The organism is Candidatus Poriferisodalis sp. (assembly GCF_965204125.1).
Classification (GTDB): Bacteria; Actinomycetota; Acidimicrobiia; order Acidimicrobiales; family Poriferisodalaceae; genus Poriferisodalis.
In genome coordinates, this window is record NZ_OZ241968.1 from 1,652,949 (window position 1) to 1,668,163 (window position 15,215).

General features: G+C 63.7%; 21 protein-coding genes and 1 pseudogene. 14 read left to right on the forward strand and 8 right to left on the reverse strand.

Annotated elements, in window-relative coordinates; all coding sequences use genetic code 11:
* Nucleotides 1-2 precede the first annotated feature (2 nt).
* Nucleotides 3-791 (forward strand): PP2C family protein-serine/threonine phosphatase, encoded by a 789-nt coding sequence (locus ACOGXD_RS07880; RefSeq protein ID WP_419917291.1) that lies wholly within the window; start codon nucleotides 3-5, stop codon nucleotides 789-791.
* Between the two features lie 48 nt (nucleotides 792-839).
* Here ACOGXD_RS07880 and ACOGXD_RS07885 read toward each other — a convergent pair whose 3' ends face one another.
* Nucleotides 840-1,472, reverse strand: coding sequence for a hypothetical protein (locus ACOGXD_RS07885; RefSeq protein ID WP_419917292.1), 633 nt, complete (start codon nucleotides 1,470-1,472; stop codon nucleotides 840-842).
* 300 nt (nucleotides 1,473-1,772) lie between these two features.
* Between ACOGXD_RS07885 and ACOGXD_RS07890 the strand changes: the two genes are divergently transcribed.
* Nucleotides 1,773-2,048 carry a hypothetical protein gene (locus tag ACOGXD_RS07890; protein ID WP_419917293.1) on the forward strand — a complete coding sequence of 92 codons (276 nt, stop codon included), beginning with the start codon at nucleotides 1,773-1,775 and terminating at the stop codon, nucleotides 2,046-2,048.
* Nucleotides 2,049-2,423: 375 nt separating this feature from the next.
* Here ACOGXD_RS07890 and ACOGXD_RS07895 read toward each other — a convergent pair whose 3' ends face one another.
* Nucleotides 2,424-4,262, reverse strand: a complete 1,839-nt coding sequence (locus ACOGXD_RS07895) for a DUF262 domain-containing protein (protein ID WP_419917294.1) — start codon at nucleotides 4,260-4,262, stop codon at nucleotides 2,424-2,426.
* 233 nt (nucleotides 4,263-4,495) lie between these two features.
* Between ACOGXD_RS07895 and ACOGXD_RS07900 the strand changes: the two are divergent.
* The 7 genes and pseudogenes from ACOGXD_RS07900 to ACOGXD_RS07930 form a co-directional block, all read left to right on the forward strand.
* Nucleotides 4,496-4,615: pseudogene (locus ACOGXD_RS07900) on the forward strand (topoisomerase DNA-binding C4 zinc finger domain-containing protein); the annotation flags it as partial.
* Nucleotides 4,616-5,459: 844 nt separating this feature from the next.
* Nucleotides 5,460-6,257, forward strand: a complete 798-nt coding sequence (locus ACOGXD_RS07905; RefSeq protein WP_419917295.1) for a TIGR04255 family protein — start codon at nucleotides 5,460-5,462, stop codon at nucleotides 6,255-6,257.
* A 203-nt stretch (nucleotides 6,258-6,460) separates the two neighbouring features.
* Nucleotides 6,461-6,898 (forward strand): helix-turn-helix domain-containing protein, encoded by a 438-nt coding sequence (locus tag ACOGXD_RS07910; RefSeq protein WP_419917377.1) that lies wholly within the window; start codon nucleotides 6,461-6,463, stop codon nucleotides 6,896-6,898.
* 7 nt (nucleotides 6,899-6,905) lie between these two features.
* The gene (locus ACOGXD_RS07915) at nucleotides 6,906-7,541 is read left to right on the forward strand and encodes a hypothetical protein (RefSeq protein ID WP_419917296.1); all 636 of its coding nucleotides are present in this window, start codon (nucleotides 6,906-6,908) and stop codon (nucleotides 7,539-7,541) included.
* Nucleotides 7,542-7,637: 96 nt separating this feature from the next.
* Nucleotides 7,638-8,432 (forward strand): DUF5131 family protein, encoded by a 795-nt coding sequence (locus ACOGXD_RS07920; RefSeq protein ID WP_419917297.1) that lies wholly within the window; start codon nucleotides 7,638-7,640, stop codon nucleotides 8,430-8,432.
* Nucleotides 8,429-8,776 carry a hypothetical protein gene (locus tag ACOGXD_RS07925; RefSeq protein WP_419917298.1) on the forward strand — a complete coding sequence of 116 codons (348 nt, stop codon included), beginning with the start codon at nucleotides 8,429-8,431 and terminating at the stop codon, nucleotides 8,774-8,776. Before ACOGXD_RS07920 ends, ACOGXD_RS07925 begins: the two co-directional genes overlap by 4 nt.
* 7 nt (nucleotides 8,777-8,783) lie before the next feature.
* Complete coding sequence (locus ACOGXD_RS07930) at nucleotides 8,784-9,407, forward strand: nucleotidyl transferase AbiEii/AbiGii toxin family protein (protein WP_419917299.1); 624 nt, start codon at nucleotides 8,784-8,786, stop codon at nucleotides 9,405-9,407.
* Between the two features lie 403 nt (nucleotides 9,408-9,810).
* On the opposite strand, the gene ACOGXD_RS07935 is transcribed toward ACOGXD_RS07930, so the two are convergent.
* On the reverse strand, nucleotides 9,811-10,074 hold the full coding sequence (locus ACOGXD_RS07935) for an antitoxin Xre/MbcA/ParS toxin-binding domain-containing protein (protein WP_419917300.1): 264 nt from the start codon (nucleotides 10,072-10,074) through the stop codon (nucleotides 9,811-9,813).
* Nucleotide 10,075: 1 nt separating this feature from the next.
* Nucleotides 10,076-10,450: a helix-turn-helix domain-containing protein gene (locus tag ACOGXD_RS07940; RefSeq protein ID WP_419917301.1), complete on the reverse strand. Its 375-nt coding sequence runs from the start codon at nucleotides 10,448-10,450 to the stop codon at nucleotides 10,076-10,078.
* Nucleotides 10,451-10,587: 137 nt separating this feature from the next.
* Between ACOGXD_RS07940 and ACOGXD_RS07945 the strand changes: the two genes are divergently transcribed.
* The 5 genes from ACOGXD_RS07945 to ACOGXD_RS07965 all read left to right on the forward strand — a co-directional run bounded on the left by ACOGXD_RS07945 (nucleotide 10,588) and on the right by ACOGXD_RS07965 (nucleotide 12,541).
* Nucleotides 10,588-10,713 carry a hypothetical protein gene (locus ACOGXD_RS07945; RefSeq protein WP_419917302.1) on the forward strand — a complete coding sequence of 42 codons (126 nt, stop codon included), beginning with the start codon at nucleotides 10,588-10,590 and terminating at the stop codon, nucleotides 10,711-10,713.
* 198 nt (nucleotides 10,714-10,911) lie between these two features.
* On the forward strand, nucleotides 10,912-11,394 hold the full coding sequence (locus ACOGXD_RS07950) for an ArsR family transcriptional regulator (RefSeq protein ID WP_419917303.1): 483 nt from the start codon (nucleotides 10,912-10,914) through the stop codon (nucleotides 11,392-11,394).
* Nucleotides 11,395-11,405: 11 nt separating this feature from the next.
* Nucleotides 11,406-11,882: a hypothetical protein gene (locus ACOGXD_RS07955; protein WP_419917304.1), complete on the forward strand. Its 477-nt coding sequence runs from the start codon at nucleotides 11,406-11,408 to the stop codon at nucleotides 11,880-11,882.
* A 69-nt stretch (nucleotides 11,883-11,951) separates the two neighbouring features.
* Nucleotides 11,952-12,185, forward strand: a complete 234-nt coding sequence (locus tag ACOGXD_RS07960; protein ID WP_419909595.1) for a CopG family ribbon-helix-helix protein — start codon at nucleotides 11,952-11,954, stop codon at nucleotides 12,183-12,185.
* A complete protein-coding gene (locus ACOGXD_RS07965; protein ID WP_419909593.1) occupies nucleotides 12,182-12,541 on the forward strand; it encodes a type II toxin-antitoxin system PemK/MazF family toxin in 360 nt (119 codons plus the stop codon). The genes ACOGXD_RS07960 and ACOGXD_RS07965 overlap by 4 nt, the downstream gene beginning before the upstream one ends.
* Nucleotides 12,542-12,561: 20 nt before the next feature.
* Here the strand turns inward: ACOGXD_RS07965 and ACOGXD_RS07970 are convergent, their stop codons facing one another.
* The 4 genes from ACOGXD_RS07970 to ACOGXD_RS07985 form a co-directional block, all read right to left on the reverse strand.
* The gene (locus ACOGXD_RS07970) at nucleotides 12,562-13,290 is read right to left on the reverse strand and encodes an ABC transporter permease (protein ID WP_419917305.1); all 729 of its coding nucleotides are present in this window, start codon (nucleotides 13,288-13,290) and stop codon (nucleotides 12,562-12,564) included.
* The gene (locus tag ACOGXD_RS07975) at nucleotides 13,283-14,149 is read right to left on the reverse strand and encodes an ABC transporter ATP-binding protein (RefSeq protein WP_419917306.1); all 867 of its coding nucleotides are present in this window, start codon (nucleotides 14,147-14,149) and stop codon (nucleotides 13,283-13,285) included. Before ACOGXD_RS07975 ends, ACOGXD_RS07970 begins: the two co-directional genes overlap by 8 nt.
* Before the next feature lie 135 nt (nucleotides 14,150-14,284).
* Nucleotides 14,285-14,857 (reverse strand): DUF1697 domain-containing protein, encoded by a 573-nt coding sequence (locus ACOGXD_RS07980; protein ID WP_419917307.1) that lies wholly within the window; start codon nucleotides 14,855-14,857, stop codon nucleotides 14,285-14,287.
* Between the two features lie 10 nt (nucleotides 14,858-14,867).
* Entirely contained in the window at nucleotides 14,868-15,011 is a 144-nt protein-coding gene (locus ACOGXD_RS07985; protein WP_419917308.1) for a hypothetical protein, read from the reverse strand.
* Between the last annotated feature and the right edge of the window lie 204 nt (nucleotides 15,012-15,215).

Sequence of the window (15,215 nt, forward strand, 5' to 3'; positions counted from 1 at the left end):
GAGTGGTCGACTCACCGCCGGCACATGCTCGCGCAGTTGATCTGGTTCGCCGGGACCCCGCATTGATTCGGGCAACCATCAGTGCCGCCACCCACACCGGGTGGGTGCGAGAGCGCAACGAGGATTGGTTTGCTGCAACGGGTCTGCCGGCACCGAACGGGGACGGTGACGCCGTATCTGCCGAGTCGATCGGAAGTTGTTGCCTTGCTGTCGTCGCTGACGGCTTGGGAGGCCATCCCGCGGGTGACGTCGCCAGCCAACTCGCCATCGAGAGCCTCTTCGCGAGCTGTCCTGGTTCCCCAGGCTCGCTTGTCGATGCCCTGCACACTGCGAACGAGGCCATCTATGACCAGATGTCCGCGAACAACGGCAACGTGGGAATGGGTGCAACTATCGCAGTTGTGCTCATTACCCAAAGTGAGGCAGCCGTCGCGAATGTCGGTGACACGAAGGCATTCGAGTTTGCCGATGGAGTCCTCCGACAACTCACGGTCGACGATGTCCCACACGACCGCGTTCAGCTTCTCGGCCTAGCAACGCCTATCGTCACTCAGAGCCTCGGAGGGCGAACCAAATTTAAGAAAGTGCACCCGCATCTCGCACGGGCCGCACGCGTCGAACAACAGCGAATTCTGATATGTTCGGACGGCCTCACCAGTTTTGTGCCCTCCGAGGCGATTCGTGGAACGCTTAATCGGGAAACGGGATCTGAAGCCGTGAGGCAACTGATCGGCTTAGCTCTGGCTGCCGGTGGGCGAGACAACATAACGGTAGTCCTTATTGAGACCTAGGCCGCGTGGGGTTTTTCCTGAGTAGTTCAGAGGATGGAGCCGACGGCCTTAATCGATCTTCAGTTCAGGAAATCGATCTGGTACTTCATATGAAAGCAGCGGTCGACCAAATAGTGATTTCTCATCATCTTTAGACACTACGAAGGGCACAGTCTTGAGAGAACGGTAGATTTTGACTAGCTGAATTCTACCTCCGATTTCTAGGAATCGGTCGTTGTCAATCATCTGACCCAAAACTTGCAGTGGCTCCATATCGATGCCACCTGATCGAAGCCGGTCGACACTGTCTAGTTGCTTCCGAATCAACCTCTTGGCTTCGTGCATGTGATTGCCGGCAACTGCAAGCATCTTGGCACTATTGTTGCCTGACCATCGTCGATAGGCATGAAACGAGAAACGGTCGATGTCAGACTGGTAGTGGAGTTTCCAAATCCGGAATCGTTGGCTTGACCAACAGAAGCCGGCCAACAGGAACACGGCCGTCGGGGCAGGTACTTCGGAGTTAGGAAGATCAGCGTATTCCTTCGGCATCGACATACGATCCAGTACGCGTAGCAAGTGACCCTTTAGTTCTGCCAGTGGTTGCGTTCGGCTTGCGGCTGGATCCCAGCTTTCGACTGTATGCATCATTTGTTGCATCACTGGGTAAGCGAACTGTGTATCGCCCGCGAAAGCCAGCACGGAATCTCCGCGCGGTAACGGAAGGATTTTGGGAGCGGTGTCCCAGCCGAACGGACGCAGCCGGCTGTCAGTAGCGACTACGAGTTCTTCAGTCTCTCCTACTGACCGAACCCAAGCTAGCGTTAGGGTCACAGTTGTTATATCCTTCTCAGCCTTAGCATTCGAAGTCTTGAATCCTATCAATCTCTGCAGCAGTATGGCGACGGCGGGTGTGAGAGTGTCGTGAGCCCTTAGGAAGACACCGCGACCGGCGCGAACATATTGGGCACTGGCACTGACATATCCGAGGTGCTCAACCTCGTGTACTTCAAGCTGGTGCGGTCGAAGACCAGGTTATGGCCGATCCTGAGGTGGGGCACTGGGTTGTGTGCTGGCCTGTTCGGGTGTGGCGACAACAAGACGGAGTTCAAGGTACTCGACTGCTGCCAGAAGTTGGTGCCGGCAGACAAGACAGGCGTGAGCTTGCTCGGCGATAAGCCGGCCGAAGTTGCCGCGACGCTGCATGAGGCGGTCGCGTCGATGAACCCGAGCAACTTCTTGTTGTGGCCGGGTCGTCAAGCTGCCCGATCAGCTTGACGCCGACGACGAGGGCGCCAAGCGCTTCGACGTCGTGATACCGAACGCGCAGCTCCGTTTGTTCAGGGACAAAACGTTCGATCAGCAGCGCACCCGACCGCACACTGCTCCTGAGTTCGACGCGATCCCGGTTCAGTACGCGTGGCAACGCCGGGCGCGTCGGCGCACGTATCGAGATTCGACCGGTCGAATGCGCGGAGGGGTAGTAGTTAGCGATCCGTGAGGTCGTCGCTCGTCGCGACACCTGTTCTAAGCCGCTCACGGGGCGGCTTAGTCGGGCACAGCGCCTACGCGTGCAGAACGTGTCGAGGTTGAATGGTCCACAAACGACGGCATGTCACCCGCAGCGGAGGCTAGTCGGTTCTTCGCTCGGGTTCAGCCGGTCGTGAGCCCGATCCGTGGCGGATTCCAGACGATCTCGGCCAGCGCGCGGTAGAGAGCTTGGCGGGCGTCGATGTCGTCCTTCGTGAAGGTCTCTGGGTACGGCTCGAATGCGAGGCCGTAGGTTGCGCGAAGCCTGTCGAAGCTGGGGTGGTGCTCGTACGCGAGTGGGTGCAGCGACTTCGCCAAGAAATTCTGACCTGAGTAGTGCTCGACCTTCTCTCGGTACGGCATCGCTCCGTAGCTGGCGTTGAACTCCTTTGGCAACAGCAAGAGATCACCCAACTTGTTCCGGTGATCCTCGAATTCGTAGATGGTCGGGAACTCGTCCGTGTGTCGCTCGAACTTGTTCGCCCAGATGTGTTCCACCTCGTAGGGATTTGTGCGTGACCGGTCCAGATAGTCAGCCAACGACGTTCCGGTGTCGAGCCAGGCGGTGATCCGAGCCAGGAGGTAGTGAATGTGACTGCGGTTTCGCTGAGTCAGCCGGAAGGACAGGATCCCGTCAAGGCGCTCGTCTTCCGACTCGAGCCAGCGGCTGAGAGTGCTGCGAACAGCTTCAACTGGCTGGTCACGCACTTCCTTGATGAGGTTGAACATCGTGTAGACGACAGTCGAGTAGCCGAAGTTGCGGTAGTTCACCATTCTCCGTGCGATGAAGATCTCAAGGGCTCCGGCGACGAGGGCGGTCTTCGCCGCGAAGGTCTCGTCGTCGTCCTCGGGCGTGACGGCAGCGAGGATCACAGGCAGCTGCAACGTGAAGCCGTTTCTTGCGTTGCAGAAGACGGCTTCGAGGCCCGGCTGCATCTCCCGTGACGCGTGCAGCAGCTCCAGGTAGCGACTGCTGAGCCCCAGGAATTCGCGTTCGACAAACCGTCGGTAGCTCTCCTGTCTTGCGAGCCCGATCTCAGCCCGGTTGTCGCGTACCCACTTGTGGAACGCGGTGCCGATGATGTCGAAGTCGCGCGGTACCGCGTTGGCCCTGCGTTCTCGCTGTGTCGCAGCGTGCTTACCCCGGAGCCAAGCCTTCACGAATTCTGCGTCGGCGTTCTTCTCGGTTTCGACCAATTCGGTGATCCGCTGGCGCCAACGGTCGTTGAGTTCGCGAATCACAGTCTCGTCACCGACCCGTGCGAGCAGGAAGCTCTTGAGCATGTCGGTGCTGCTCAACCGCAGTCCCCGATCGTTCATAGTCTCAAAGATCTCAAGCGCCATGTCCTGATCGGGCGCTCCGATGTCGACGAGGATCACCCGGTGCTGGAGCCAGTCGACGAAGTACGGCAGCGTGTGGCCCTGAAGGTCGCCCGGGAACCGCTCGATGATCGTTTGGTACCTGTTCCAGAGGTTGCGAACGGACTCGCGTTCGCCGCTGGTGTCGAACTGCTCGCCGTCCAAGATGGCTTGCAGGCACTTCTCGCGCTCATCGACGTCGAGGTTGAACGTCTTCTTGCCGAATGCCGTCGAGAAGATGAGCGAGCTGAGGGCGTTCGCGTCCCCCGGCTGAGATTCGACGAGTCGGTGACGCACATAGATCAATAAGAGGCTGAGGGTTGTGATTCGTTGTTGGCCGTCGACGAGGTAACGCACCCCATCGCGCTGGGCGGTCACGATCGGCCCCAGAAAATACGGACGGTAGGAGGCCACGTCGTGCCGTTCGTGGGCTTCGTCGTACTCATCGAAGAACCGGCCGGTGAGGTCATCGATGAGCTCACCGACCTGGGCTTCCTCCCAGCTGTACTCACGCTGGTAGAAGTCGAGGCCGTAGCGACTCTCCGACAGCAGCTGTCGAACGGATCGGGCAGTTCCGGTTATCTGCTGGACATCGACGGCCACTGGTTGGTCCTTCCGTGCGGCTCCGCTGAACTCGTGCACGTTGACTGCCCACACGTCAGGCGTTCTATGTGCATGAGTTGGTGAAGCGCGGTCATGCGGCAGGAGTCTGCTCTTGTGATCGACGCGCTGCCACCCGGAGCTGAATGGACGGCACGTTCCGGTCCGGCACAGGTCATTACGATTCGGCGCTCGTGGAGCAGACACCGAAAGAGCCGTCCGACCAGGCTGGGCCTGTGCCCGTTTGCCCACGTTGCGGCGCCGGCATGGCCTTGCGCACTGCTCGCAGGGGGGCGAACCAAGGCAATCAGTTCTGGGGATGCTCGACGTTTCCGAAGTGTCGGAACACGATCGCCCTCGAAGAGGCCGAGGAGACAGGCGGCGGTCTCGAGGACCCGTCCGGTGCTGTGTCGGGAAGTAGCGATACCTCGGAGGCCGCCGAGCCGGGTGCCGACGCTGAGCCACCGGCGACGGACGCGCCGCCCAGTGGCAATGAACGACGCCGTCTACGGGACAAGCTCGCCGGGGCAGCTATCGGCGCGTTCAAGACATACGACAAGGTCCAGCGCTTCATGCTGGAGGCCGAGGAACCAGACGCGTCGGGCCGCTGGAGCCCGGAACATCGCCGCAAGGTGCTGCGCTACGTCTACGAACGAGACGGCGGCCGTTGCGGCGTGTGCGGTGCCGAGACACGTATCGAGGCTGCCCACGTGGAGCACATCGTCCCGAAGATCTTCGCCTACTTCGACGTCAGCGAGGCGGGCAAGGCGGTGCGGGGCACTCGGTACAAGAGCCAGCTGCACAAGCTGGACAACCTCCAGGCGTCCCACACCTACTGCAACAAGAACAAGGGCAACACGGCGGACGTGACCCGTTGGCGGCATCCGACGATGTCGCCGCTCGCAGTAGCGCTGGCTGAGGACGGCTCCGAGTTTCGAGTGCCGCAGGAGCCCGTCCAGGGCCACTAGCTGGCAACGACCTGCGTGAAGCCCGTCGACATGGAGGCCCTGGCAGCGCATGCTGGTCGCGGCCAGCATCGGCGACAACGTCACCTTCGCTAAGGCGTGAGAGCACGCCGAGCCCAACGCCGTCCACCCACACCAAGCCAGCGTCGATGTCCACGAATTCGGCTGTCGAACGGTGCACGTTTTGGTACGTGTTCAGGTGCAAGTCGCGGTACACGTCTATAGTGTCAGGCACATGGGCTATAGCCGTGAGGTCTACGCGAACGCTCCGCTGGTGTTCGTTGCCTGCGAGATTCGGTTCCCGCTCGTTCCGAGCTTGACCACGGACGACACTCTGGATTGCTTGGTCGAGGACTTCTTCGACCTCTTGCCCATTCCCGCGACCACAATTGTGGAATGGGGCGACGAAGACTCAGACGATGGTGACCATGCTCAGCGCGTGCTGCGGTTTTCGAATCGCGATCGCACCTCCTCCGCAGTGCTGACCCGCACCTCGCTGTCGATCGAGACCACCACTTACCGTGAATGGCCCGACTTCAGGTCGCAGGTGATGTCTGCCGTCGACGTGGTAGCGGGCAATGCCAAAGTGGCAGGCGTCGAACGCCTTGGGTTGCGGTACATCGACGAGATTCGAGTGCCGGAGCCCATCGTGGACGCCACCATGTGGAGGAAGTGGATCGCCGAGGACGTACTCAGCCATCTGAGCGTGGTGCCTGACATGGCCCCGGCGGGATTCACATCTGCAACGGTGCTTCACAATGGCAGCCATCACATGCTCGTTCGCTACGCAGCGATGAACGGCCCCGGCGTGGTTGCAGACAAGCCGTTACGGCGTAGCACAGTTCCGCCGGAGGGCCCATTTTTTGTGATCGATGTGGATTCCTACCGCGACACCAGCGGTGTAGACATGATCGACTTCAGCGCCGAGTCCATCGCTTCAGTGCTCGATGACTTGCACGAGCCCATCGGGATGCTGTTCCAGCGCTCGATCACTGACCGTGCACGCGAGCTGTTCAGGAAGGAGCCAGAGTGACCATGATCGATCAGACATCGGCAAGGTCACGCCAGCTTGAGTCCGGCTTCGTGACCGAAATCGGCACCGCGGCGGCCTCGCGGGCTATCGCTGGCTTGAACGAGTCCTACCGCATGCTCTCGGGGCGGGCGAGACTCTTGGCCGAAGACGTCGAGGATGGACGTCGAGAGGTCCGATCGCTTGATCTAGGCCTGCGGACGAATATGAAAGCCGCAGCGGGCACTGATGCGCTCTTGGAGGAGCTGGCGGTGGACCGGGGCTTGGGATGGTCCGACATTGCGCGCCTGTGTGGAGTGTCTGTCTCAGCTGTTCGCAAATGGCGAAGCGGCGGCTCTCTCTCCCCCGAGCGGTTGCGAGCACTGGCCAAGCTCGCTGCATTCCTTGAGCTCCTTGAGCAGTCCGGCCCTACGGGGGAACCGACAAGCTGGCTCATGATGCCGTTGGTCGAGGGACACACAGTGTCAGCCGCGGAGCTCTATCTCGCTGGTTGCGAGGAGGACATTCTGGAGCATGCGCAAGGGCACTTGCCCCTGACGGACATGCTGAATCACTGGAATCCTCGCTGGCAGGCGGAAACGAGTTCAGAATGGGCGGTTGCCGAGCGACCCGATGGTGAACGCATCATCGTCCGACGGAGCTGATGGGGGCGTGTCGCGAGAGCTGGATGAACCTGATCAACCATCGGACATCTGGTACATCTGCCCACCCGACGAGGTGCCGTCCCACCGGCTGCTGTTGCAGGGCGACGTTCTCGTGCTTGAGTCTGGCCCGGTATGCGTGGTGACCCACGCCTGCTCCATGCGCCAAGGCGCGCAGTTGCATCCGACGCAGATCGTCGCTCCGGTGCGCGCTCGCGAGAGCATGTTGTGGCGGGGCGGCTACGACTGGATGCCTCTACCGGAGCTAGAGGTCGGAGAATTCGGGCCGACGTCGGTGAGTCTGCGGGAACTGAGCAGTGTGCCAACCGATGAGTTGCAGAGCGCCAGGCGAATTGCCGCTATGTCGGAGATAGGCATCCAACTTCTGCAGCAGCGCATGGCCCATCACCTGACGCGCGTAGTCATTGAGTTGGAGGTGATGGCCGAGCTCTCCGCACCGATCTTGATGGAGGCGAACTTGCACGAGGAGTGGGTGGAGTCACACGGTGAGGATGCAGAGGCGGAGTTTCACGCCCTGCTTGACTCAGACGACCGCAGGCTTCGTACTTGGATGCAAGCGCCGCGAACTCGATATCAGGCACAGTCAGAAATACGCCGAGCGATGGCTGACCGTCAGGGTGGATAGCGCTCGCTAACGGCGCCGCTCAGCGGTCTCATCCGAGTCCCTGAATGCCAGTCAAGAGTGCCCCTAGCTGTGACACCCCATCCGTACGGTTGGGGCGTGGCTGACAGGTCGGGGATCGAGTGGACCGAGGCGACGTGGAACCCGACTACGGGCTGCGATCGGGTGTCGCCGGGCTGCGACCGCTGCTATGCGCAGACGCTGGCCAAGCGGCTGAAGGCGATGGGGTCGCCGAAGTACCAGAACGACGGCGACCCGTCGACGAGCGGGCCGGGCTTCGGGCTCACCTTGCATCGGTCGTCGCTCGATGTGCCTCGACGCTGGAGCGCACCCCGCCTCGTGTTCGTGGACTCGATGAGCGATCTCTTTCACGACGATGTGCCGCCGGGGTTCATCGCGCAGGTCTTCGAGGTGATCCGCGAGACGCCCCAGCACACCTACCAGGTGCTCACCAAGCGAGCGCAGCGGCTGAGCCGGATCGCGCCTGAGCTCGACTGGCCGCCGAACCTGTGGATGGGCGTGAGCGTCGAGACTCGCCGGTACGGGTTCCGCATCGACCACCTGCGCCAGGTTCCCGCAGCGGTGAGGTTCGTCAGCGCCGAGCCGCTGCTCGGCCCGCTCGGCGAGCTCGATCTTGCGGGCATCGATTGGGTGATCGCCGGCGGCGAGTCCGGTGTCGGCGCCCGGCCCATGGAGCTGAACTGGGTCACCGAGCTGCGCGACGCCTGCATCTCGGCCGGCGTGGCGTTCTTCTTCAAGCAGTGGGGAGGCCGCACGCCCAAGGCCGGCGGCCGCGAACTCGAGGGCAAGCTGTGGGACGAGTTGCCGGTTCGGGTGCCGCGGGAACCAGTGCAGATCGTGAGATTTGGACCCGCAAATACAATGAGTTCATGACTGGCCGTCTCGAGACCGATACGCGCGAATCGAAGCGCCGTCCGCTCGGGCGGATGCCAGTCGCGATCCCCGCAGACGTAGGCGATCGGTCGCTGCCTAAGGCAAAGGGCACGGTGAGGCTCCCAGACCATGTCGCGTGGAGCCCGCCGCATGTCTATGACTTGGAAGATCGTCAACAGCGCTGCCGGGCCTACGCCAGGGTCATGACCGAGGGTCTCGAAGCCGACGTGCGGTACTTCGTCGACGTCGACGCTCTCGTCGACATGTGGGACGAGATCTACTTGGCACCCCACGTGCGGGAGCGGTGGCGTGCTTGGCTCACCGAGCACGGACAACTGACCTAGCTGCGTAGTGCTCACCGATCTTCAGCGGAGAATTCTGCGCATCCTGGCCGAGCTTGGCGAGAGTGACGACTTCGCTCTCGCTGGCGGCGCAGCCATCATCATCAGCGGAATCGCAGACCGCCCCACCAATGACCTCGACTTCTTCACGGAGCATCCGAAGACTGTTGAGGCCCTGCTCGACGCTGCTCAAACCGCCCTCGAGGACGCGGGCCTCGAAGTGACTCGCCTCGCTGAAGCATCGACTTTCGCTCGGCTGCGTGTCGGCGGGCCCGACGAGGTGACCTATGTCGACCTCGCATCGGATGCCCGAATGTTGCCGGCCCGCTCAACCGACACCGGCTTCATGCTGGCAGAGGCCGAACTGGCAGCAGACAAGGTGCTCGCGCTGTCGGGTCGAGGCGAATCCAGGGACTTCATCGATTTCCGAGGCTTGCTGACTCGCTTCGACATCGACCAGCTCTGCCAGCTCGCGGGCGAGAAGGATCCGGGCTTCGCTCCCGAGCAGCTAGTAGCAGCCCTGGAGTACTTCGACCGGATTCCGCCCGCTGAATTCGCCGAATACACCGACGACTACAACGGATTGCGCGACTGCGTGCATACCGCGCGTCAAGCCCTTGACAACCAGCTCTGACCGTCGAGGTGCGCGAGCGGTCGCATGACAAGAAACACCCGCCCGGGGGCTGAACCGAAGTTGCAGCCCAGCAGGCGGGGAGCAGATATCCGCAGTGCAACAGACCGGTCGACTCAGTATCTGTGGCGCCCACGCCGCTGATGGGTAGTTGCCGTCAGGATCGGCCGAAATCAGATTGCTTAGTGCTCGGCCCGTGCCTTATGGTGCTCGTGTACTTCAATACCGGCGCTTAGGCCCTCGGCCGAACGTCACGTCCTACGGTCGCCTTCGGGCGGCCGTAGTTGCGTTCTCGGCGACGTGCCGCTTCAGCGACGGATGCTGCCGGTAGCATGAGCGCACCCCACCGGGGCTCGTTACTCCGGTCCGACGGCCCCGACTTCGGTCGGGGCTGTTTAGCGTTTGGTCAGGACGTGACGCCCTCCGCCAGCGCGTGCAGCAGATCGACCACGCGTTGGTACTCGCCAGCGGCGATGACGTCTAGCGGTGTTCGGTTGTCGAGGCCCGGGTTGGGAGATCGCAGCCACGGACTGACGGCGTCATCACTGATGACCGTGCGGGCGAGATCGATCACCGCTTGCAGCTCCCCCGACTGCTCCTCGGCCTCCGGGTGGGGAACTGTCGGCTGCGTCCGTCGGCGGGCGATGCCGCGGGAGTTCGTGCCACTCACGTCAGCCGGCGACGAGTTGCTGGACCCGCTGGTGCGACACGCCCAGTAGCCGAGCCGCATCCCGCCGCGACACGCCGGCCTCGGTGAGTCGCAGGGCGGCGGCCCGCTGGCGTGCCAGGTAGATCTCGTGCGCCTCCAGCGCCTGGTCGCGCAAGCGTGCGAGTTCGTCGACATCGACATCAGCGACGCAGATGCGCTCGTCGAGTTCCACGGCGGATTCGGGGACATCGGCCGTGACGGCGATGGCCTCGCGGGCGTTCGTCGCCGCTTCATCGAGGTTCCGGCCGAAAGTGTGGACGTCGGTCATGGCCTCGATGTCCACGAGCCAGGCATCGTCGCCTGGGTCTCGCCGGTAGGTCACCGTGTAACTGCTCATCGTCCTGCTTCGTCGTCAGTCACTTGTCAACTGCACTAGACAGACTAGTTTGTTGCCGATCGCGCTGGGCAAGGATTCAAGCCTTGAGCCAGGCCGTGACGTCTTCAGGGAGCGCAGCGACTAGGAGGATTCTGCTGATGCCGAGCACCAGGAAGTTCAGCGAACTGCGAGACGAGGCCCGACGCGATCCCGAGCGAGCCCGCCGAATCGACGAAGCCAAGCGGCGGGCGCTCTCGGAGTTGCAGCCTGACGACTCGACCTAGCCGAGATCAGCCTGCTGGACTTCTTATTTCCTTTTAACGTATAGTTATATACGTTTTATGAAAGTTCCAGCGCCTTCGCTCGCACCTATCTTGCGCTCCGATGCGCAGGGGCGGATCTTGGCGCGCGTGCTCGTCGACCCGGACGCGAGCCACAGTCTCACCGATCTGGTCGCGTGGTCGGGAACGAGCATGCCGACGGTGACTCGAGAGATTCGGCGCGCCGAACAAGCCGGCATCGTGACCACCGAGAAGCTGGGCCCTGTCCGGCTGGTTCGTGCCAAGGTCGACCACCCGCTCTTCGACGCTGTGCGCCGGATCATCGTCGCCACCTATGGCGCGCCGGCAGTGGTGGCCGAGGAGTTCGGCGATCTCCCCAGCGCCGATGCGGTGCTGCTCTTCGGTTCGTGGGCTGCGCGCTATCTCGGCGAGCAAGGCCGAGCACCCAACGACATCGATGTGCTCGTCATCGGCAACGCCGACCGCGATCTTGCGGACGATGCCGCCGAACGAGCAGAGCGTCGTATCGGCATGCCGGTCAATGCGACAGTCCGGTCCCGCTCGCAATGGAAATCCTCGACCGAGAGCTTCATCGAGGAAATTAAGTCGCGGCCGCTGCTCGTCGTGCTCAACAATGACGACGTGCAGCTCGTGACCGATCTTGCAGAACTCGCAGGGGACTGAGGCGTCCGGGGGTGAGTTGGGAACGGGGCCGCTCAACAGTCGAGCGCTTGCTTGCCGACGACGAGCTCCACCATGTCACGCCTTCGGCCGCCGTGGCGAACCGTCTGCTGGTCGATGCAGTGGCGCACATCGGCTTGGCTTCGAAAGGCGTCGCTGACGATCCCGCTGGCGCCCTCCAGCTCTCCTACGACGCCGTGCGGAAGGCGTCTGCTGCGCTGCTCGCCGTCCAAGGATTGCGCGCATCGGTCCGGGGAGGCCACATTGCCGTGATTGACGCTGTTCAAGCTCAATTCAATGGTCACGGCGGGATGGAGGTGTTCAGCCGCCTCCATGCATTGCGCCGACGCCGCAACCGGACCGAATACCCGAGAGCAGACTCGCCTGGCGTCAACGCCGACGACGCCCAGCACGCTCTTGAGACAGCCGAAGGTGTGCTCGATGCCGCGCGCCGCTTGCTGGAGAGCGATCGCCTGGAAGTGTTCGAGTAGTGCTTCGAATCGACCGTGACCGTCCCGTCGGCGAGATGAGCGGTGGTATGACTTGGTTATACTGCGGGCATGAAGATCGCCGTTTCGATTCCGGACGATGTGTTTCGGGCAGGGGAGGAATTGGCGGCGCGTGAGCGCTGCTCGCGCTCAAGCCTGTATGCGGAGGCGCTGCGGCGTCTGCTGGCCGAGGCGGAGCGGCAGGAGGTCACGGCCAAGCTCAATGCCGTGTACGAGGCCGAGCGCTCCGATCTCGGGGCCGGCCTTCGTGAGGCGCAGGCTCGGGCGCTGTCAGGCCGCCGGTGATTCAGCGGGGCGATGTCTGCTGGGTGGACTTCGGCGAGCCGGCCGGTTCGGAACCGGGCTATCGGCACCCGCTGGTGGTGGTCTCCGATGACAGCTTCAACCGCAGCCGCATAGCGACGGTTGTCGGGGTAGTGGTGACAAGCAATCTGCAGCTGCTCGACGCGCCCGGCAACGTGAGCCTGCCCGCCGCCGAAGCGGGCCTGCCCCACGACTCGGTGGCCAACGTGTCCCAAGTGGTCACTATCGACAAGGCGGAACTGTCCGAAGCGGTCGGCGCCGCCGGCCCGGCCACGATGGAACGCATCGACGACGGTCTCCGACTGGCGCTCGGCCTGTCCAGCTCACTGCGCCGCTGAGGCTGCTGAGGCGGAATCGGTCACCCGGCGAGGCCCTCTTTCGGCTTGTGGGCTCGGAATTGCCACAGAGTGATGGCAGTGAACAGCGCTGCGAACCCGACCAGCATGGCGATGGCGCGGCCGAAGCCCTGCTCGCCGTTGAGCACGCTGCGGTAGGCGTCGCTCACCCAGTACACGGGGCTGGCCGGGGCGATGGCCTGCACCCAGCCCGGCAGCGCTGCGATCTTGGCGATGGCCCCGCCGGCGCCTGCGATCGCCATGGTGCCGAGCATCGAGGCGGCGTTGAGCTGTGACATGGTCCGGCACAGCGACGTCAATGCGATCGCCAGGGCGACATACATCGCCGCGCAGACCAGCGCCGTGATGATGAGCTGGGCCGCACCGCCGGGCACATCGAGGCTGAACACGGCGATGCCGATGGCCACCATGATGAGCTGCTGGGCGGCGGTCACGGCCAGCATCGGGATGGCCTTGCCGGCGACGAGCTCGATCGTGCGCACCGGGGCGACGCGCAGCCGGTCCCAGGTGCCCCAGCCGTGCTCTCGGAAGAACGAGAACCCCATCGACCCGGTGCCCATGAGGGCGAACAGCGAAGCCAGGGCGGGCACCGAGTGGGCCGGTCCGCCGATGAGCGCGTCGGTCACGAAGAACAGCAGCACGCCCGGCATGCCGATCAGCACGAACAACGGGAAGGGGTCGCGCTGCAGCAGGCGCAGTTCGTTGCGGGCGATAAGGAGGGTGCTAGCCATCGGCGCTGCTGCTTCCGTCGCCGGTATCGCTGTCGATGACCCGCTCGTACAGCCTTCGGACCGACGGCCGCTCCACCACCACTTCGGCGATCTGATCCTGATCGACGGAGTTGATCGCCGCCATGAGGTCACGGTCGTCGAATGACACCGTGTCGCCGTTGCCGAGCCGGATGATCGTCGCCGGGTCGGGGTCGGCAGCGAGCAGGTCGTCGAGCGGACCGGCCGCGACCCGCCGGCCGTGGTCGATGATCACCAGCGAGTCGCACGCCTCGTCGGCTTCCTCGAGGTAGTGGGTGCTGAAGATGACCGCAGTGCCGCCGGCCGCGAGCCGTCGGATGGCGTCGATCACCCGCCGTCGCGCCGACACGTCGAGGCCTGCCGTCGGCTCGTCGACCAGCAGCAGCGTGGGCTCATGGATCACGGCTGATGCCAGGTGCACGAGCTTCGCCTGCCCCACGCTGAGGTCGTTCACCCGGCGGCCGGTCAGCGAGTCGAGGTCGAACAGGTCGACGATCTTCGCTGCCGCCTCTGCCAGCGCCCGGCCCCGCAGCCCGTACAGGCCGCCGAAGTAGGCCAAGTTCTCTGACACGCGCAGCGACAGGTACAGCGCTGTGCGCTGGGCCGCATAGCCGACCATGGCGCTTACCGTTTTGGACTTCGGTGCCAACCCGTCGACGGCGATGCGGCCGCCGTCGGGTTCCAGCAGGCCGACGATGCAGCCCATCGTGGTCGTCTTGCCGGCGCCGTTGGGGCCCAGCAGCCCGAGCGTTTCGCCGGGGGCCACAGAGAACGACAGATCGTCGACGGCGGTGATCGAGCCGTATCGCTTGGTCAGCGATTCGACCTCCAGCAGCGTCACGACCGACATTCTGGCCATCCGCGGTGGCCTGGCAACGTTGCGGGGCGGGGCTGCTCAGCGGTGCTGCGAGGTCGAACCCGGCGCCGTGGCCGCTGACGCGAATCGTCAGCGTCTGGACTACGTCGGGATGGCTGACTACAGCTTGGCTGCGATGCGTTCGAGCGTGTTCCAGTTGCGGGCTGTGACGGGCACGCCGAAGTGCCGCTCGAGATGCGCATACGTCAGGCGGAGCGCCTTGATGCCCTCGGGGGCCCAGACGTATGCCTCCGAGCCTTCTACGTGGAGCACATCGGGGGCGTGGTCGGCCTCGGTGAGCTCGCTGACGAGGTGCGGGTCGAGGCTGGCGCTGGCTTCGGTGGCGAGGAAGTTGACCAGGTAGCGGGATCCGTCGTCGGCGAGGTGGCGGAGGGGATTGCGCTCGAGGATGGCTTCGACCTCGGCGGCGGTGCGGGCCACGCAGGCCACGTGGACGTCGAATTCGTCGGCGAGCAGCTGCTGGACGGATGCGGCCACGGCGGCGGCTACTGCGGCGGGGCCAGTGGCATTGTCGGGCTGGTCGGCGGTGACGATGATGTTGCCACTCTGGAGGATCGTGACGGGGTCGGCGTAGCCGGCGTCGGCCAGCTTGGGGCGCAGCTCGGCCATGGGCACCCGGTTGTGCCCGCCCACATTGATGCCTTTGGGCAGCACGACGCAGCGGGTGGTCATGGCAGGCGGCTCACTCGGCCTCGCCGGCGAGGCGATCGAGGATGCGGCGATGGCGCTGCATGGAGGCAGCGAGGCGTTCTGGGAACTGGTCGTCGGCGGTCGGGCGGCGAGCCTCGGCGCGTCGCTCGCGGTTGTTGTGAGTTGCTCCGGCCATGAGGGAACGGTAGGGCGACGGCGGCAGTCGGTGCCACGAACACATGTCACACCCCCCTTCTACGTTGACCGTCATGACCTCCGCCGTGGGAAGCCGACCAGCGACCGTCCGGCGTGGTCCGGGCGGTCGCCCTGCGGGGAAGGCCTGCCTGGCGGAGATGCGTGCGCGCTTGGCGCAGCAGTGCGGTGGTGACGGTAGTGACGG

Bases quoted from the DNA above. Each gene is read 5' to 3' on its own strand.
- ACOGXD_RS07985 (WP_419917308.1), bottom strand. From the start codon at position 15,011: ATGGCCGGAGCAACTCACAACAACCGCGAGCGACGCGCCGAGGCTCGC.
- ACOGXD_RS07980 (WP_419917307.1), bottom strand. From the start codon at position 14,857: ATGACCACCCGCTGCGTCGTGCTGCCCAAAGGCATCAATGTGGGCGGG.
- ACOGXD_RS07970 (WP_419917305.1), bottom strand. From the start codon at position 13,290: ATGGCTAGCACCCTCCTTATCGCCCGCAACGAACTGCGCCTGCTGCAG.
- ACOGXD_RS07905 (WP_419917295.1), top strand. From the start codon at position 5,460: ATGGGCTATAGCCGTGAGGTCTACGCGAACGCTCCGCTGGTGTTCGTT.
- ACOGXD_RS07910 (WP_419917377.1), top strand. From the start codon at position 6,461: ATGAAAGCCGCAGCGGGCACTGATGCGCTCTTGGAGGAGCTGGCGGTG.
- ACOGXD_RS07925 (WP_419917298.1), top strand. From the start codon at position 8,429: ATGACTGGCCGTCTCGAGACCGATACGCGCGAATCGAAGCGCCGTCCG.
- ACOGXD_RS07960 (WP_419909595.1), top strand. From the start codon at position 11,952: ATGAAGATCGCCGTTTCGATTCCGGACGATGTGTTTCGGGCAGGGGAG.
- ACOGXD_RS07940 (WP_419917301.1), bottom strand. From the start codon at position 10,450: ATGAGCAGTTACACGGTGACCTACCGGCGAGACCCAGGCGACGATGCC.
- ACOGXD_RS07945 (WP_419917302.1), top strand. From the start codon at position 10,588: ATGCCGAGCACCAGGAAGTTCAGCGAACTGCGAGACGAGGCCCGACGC.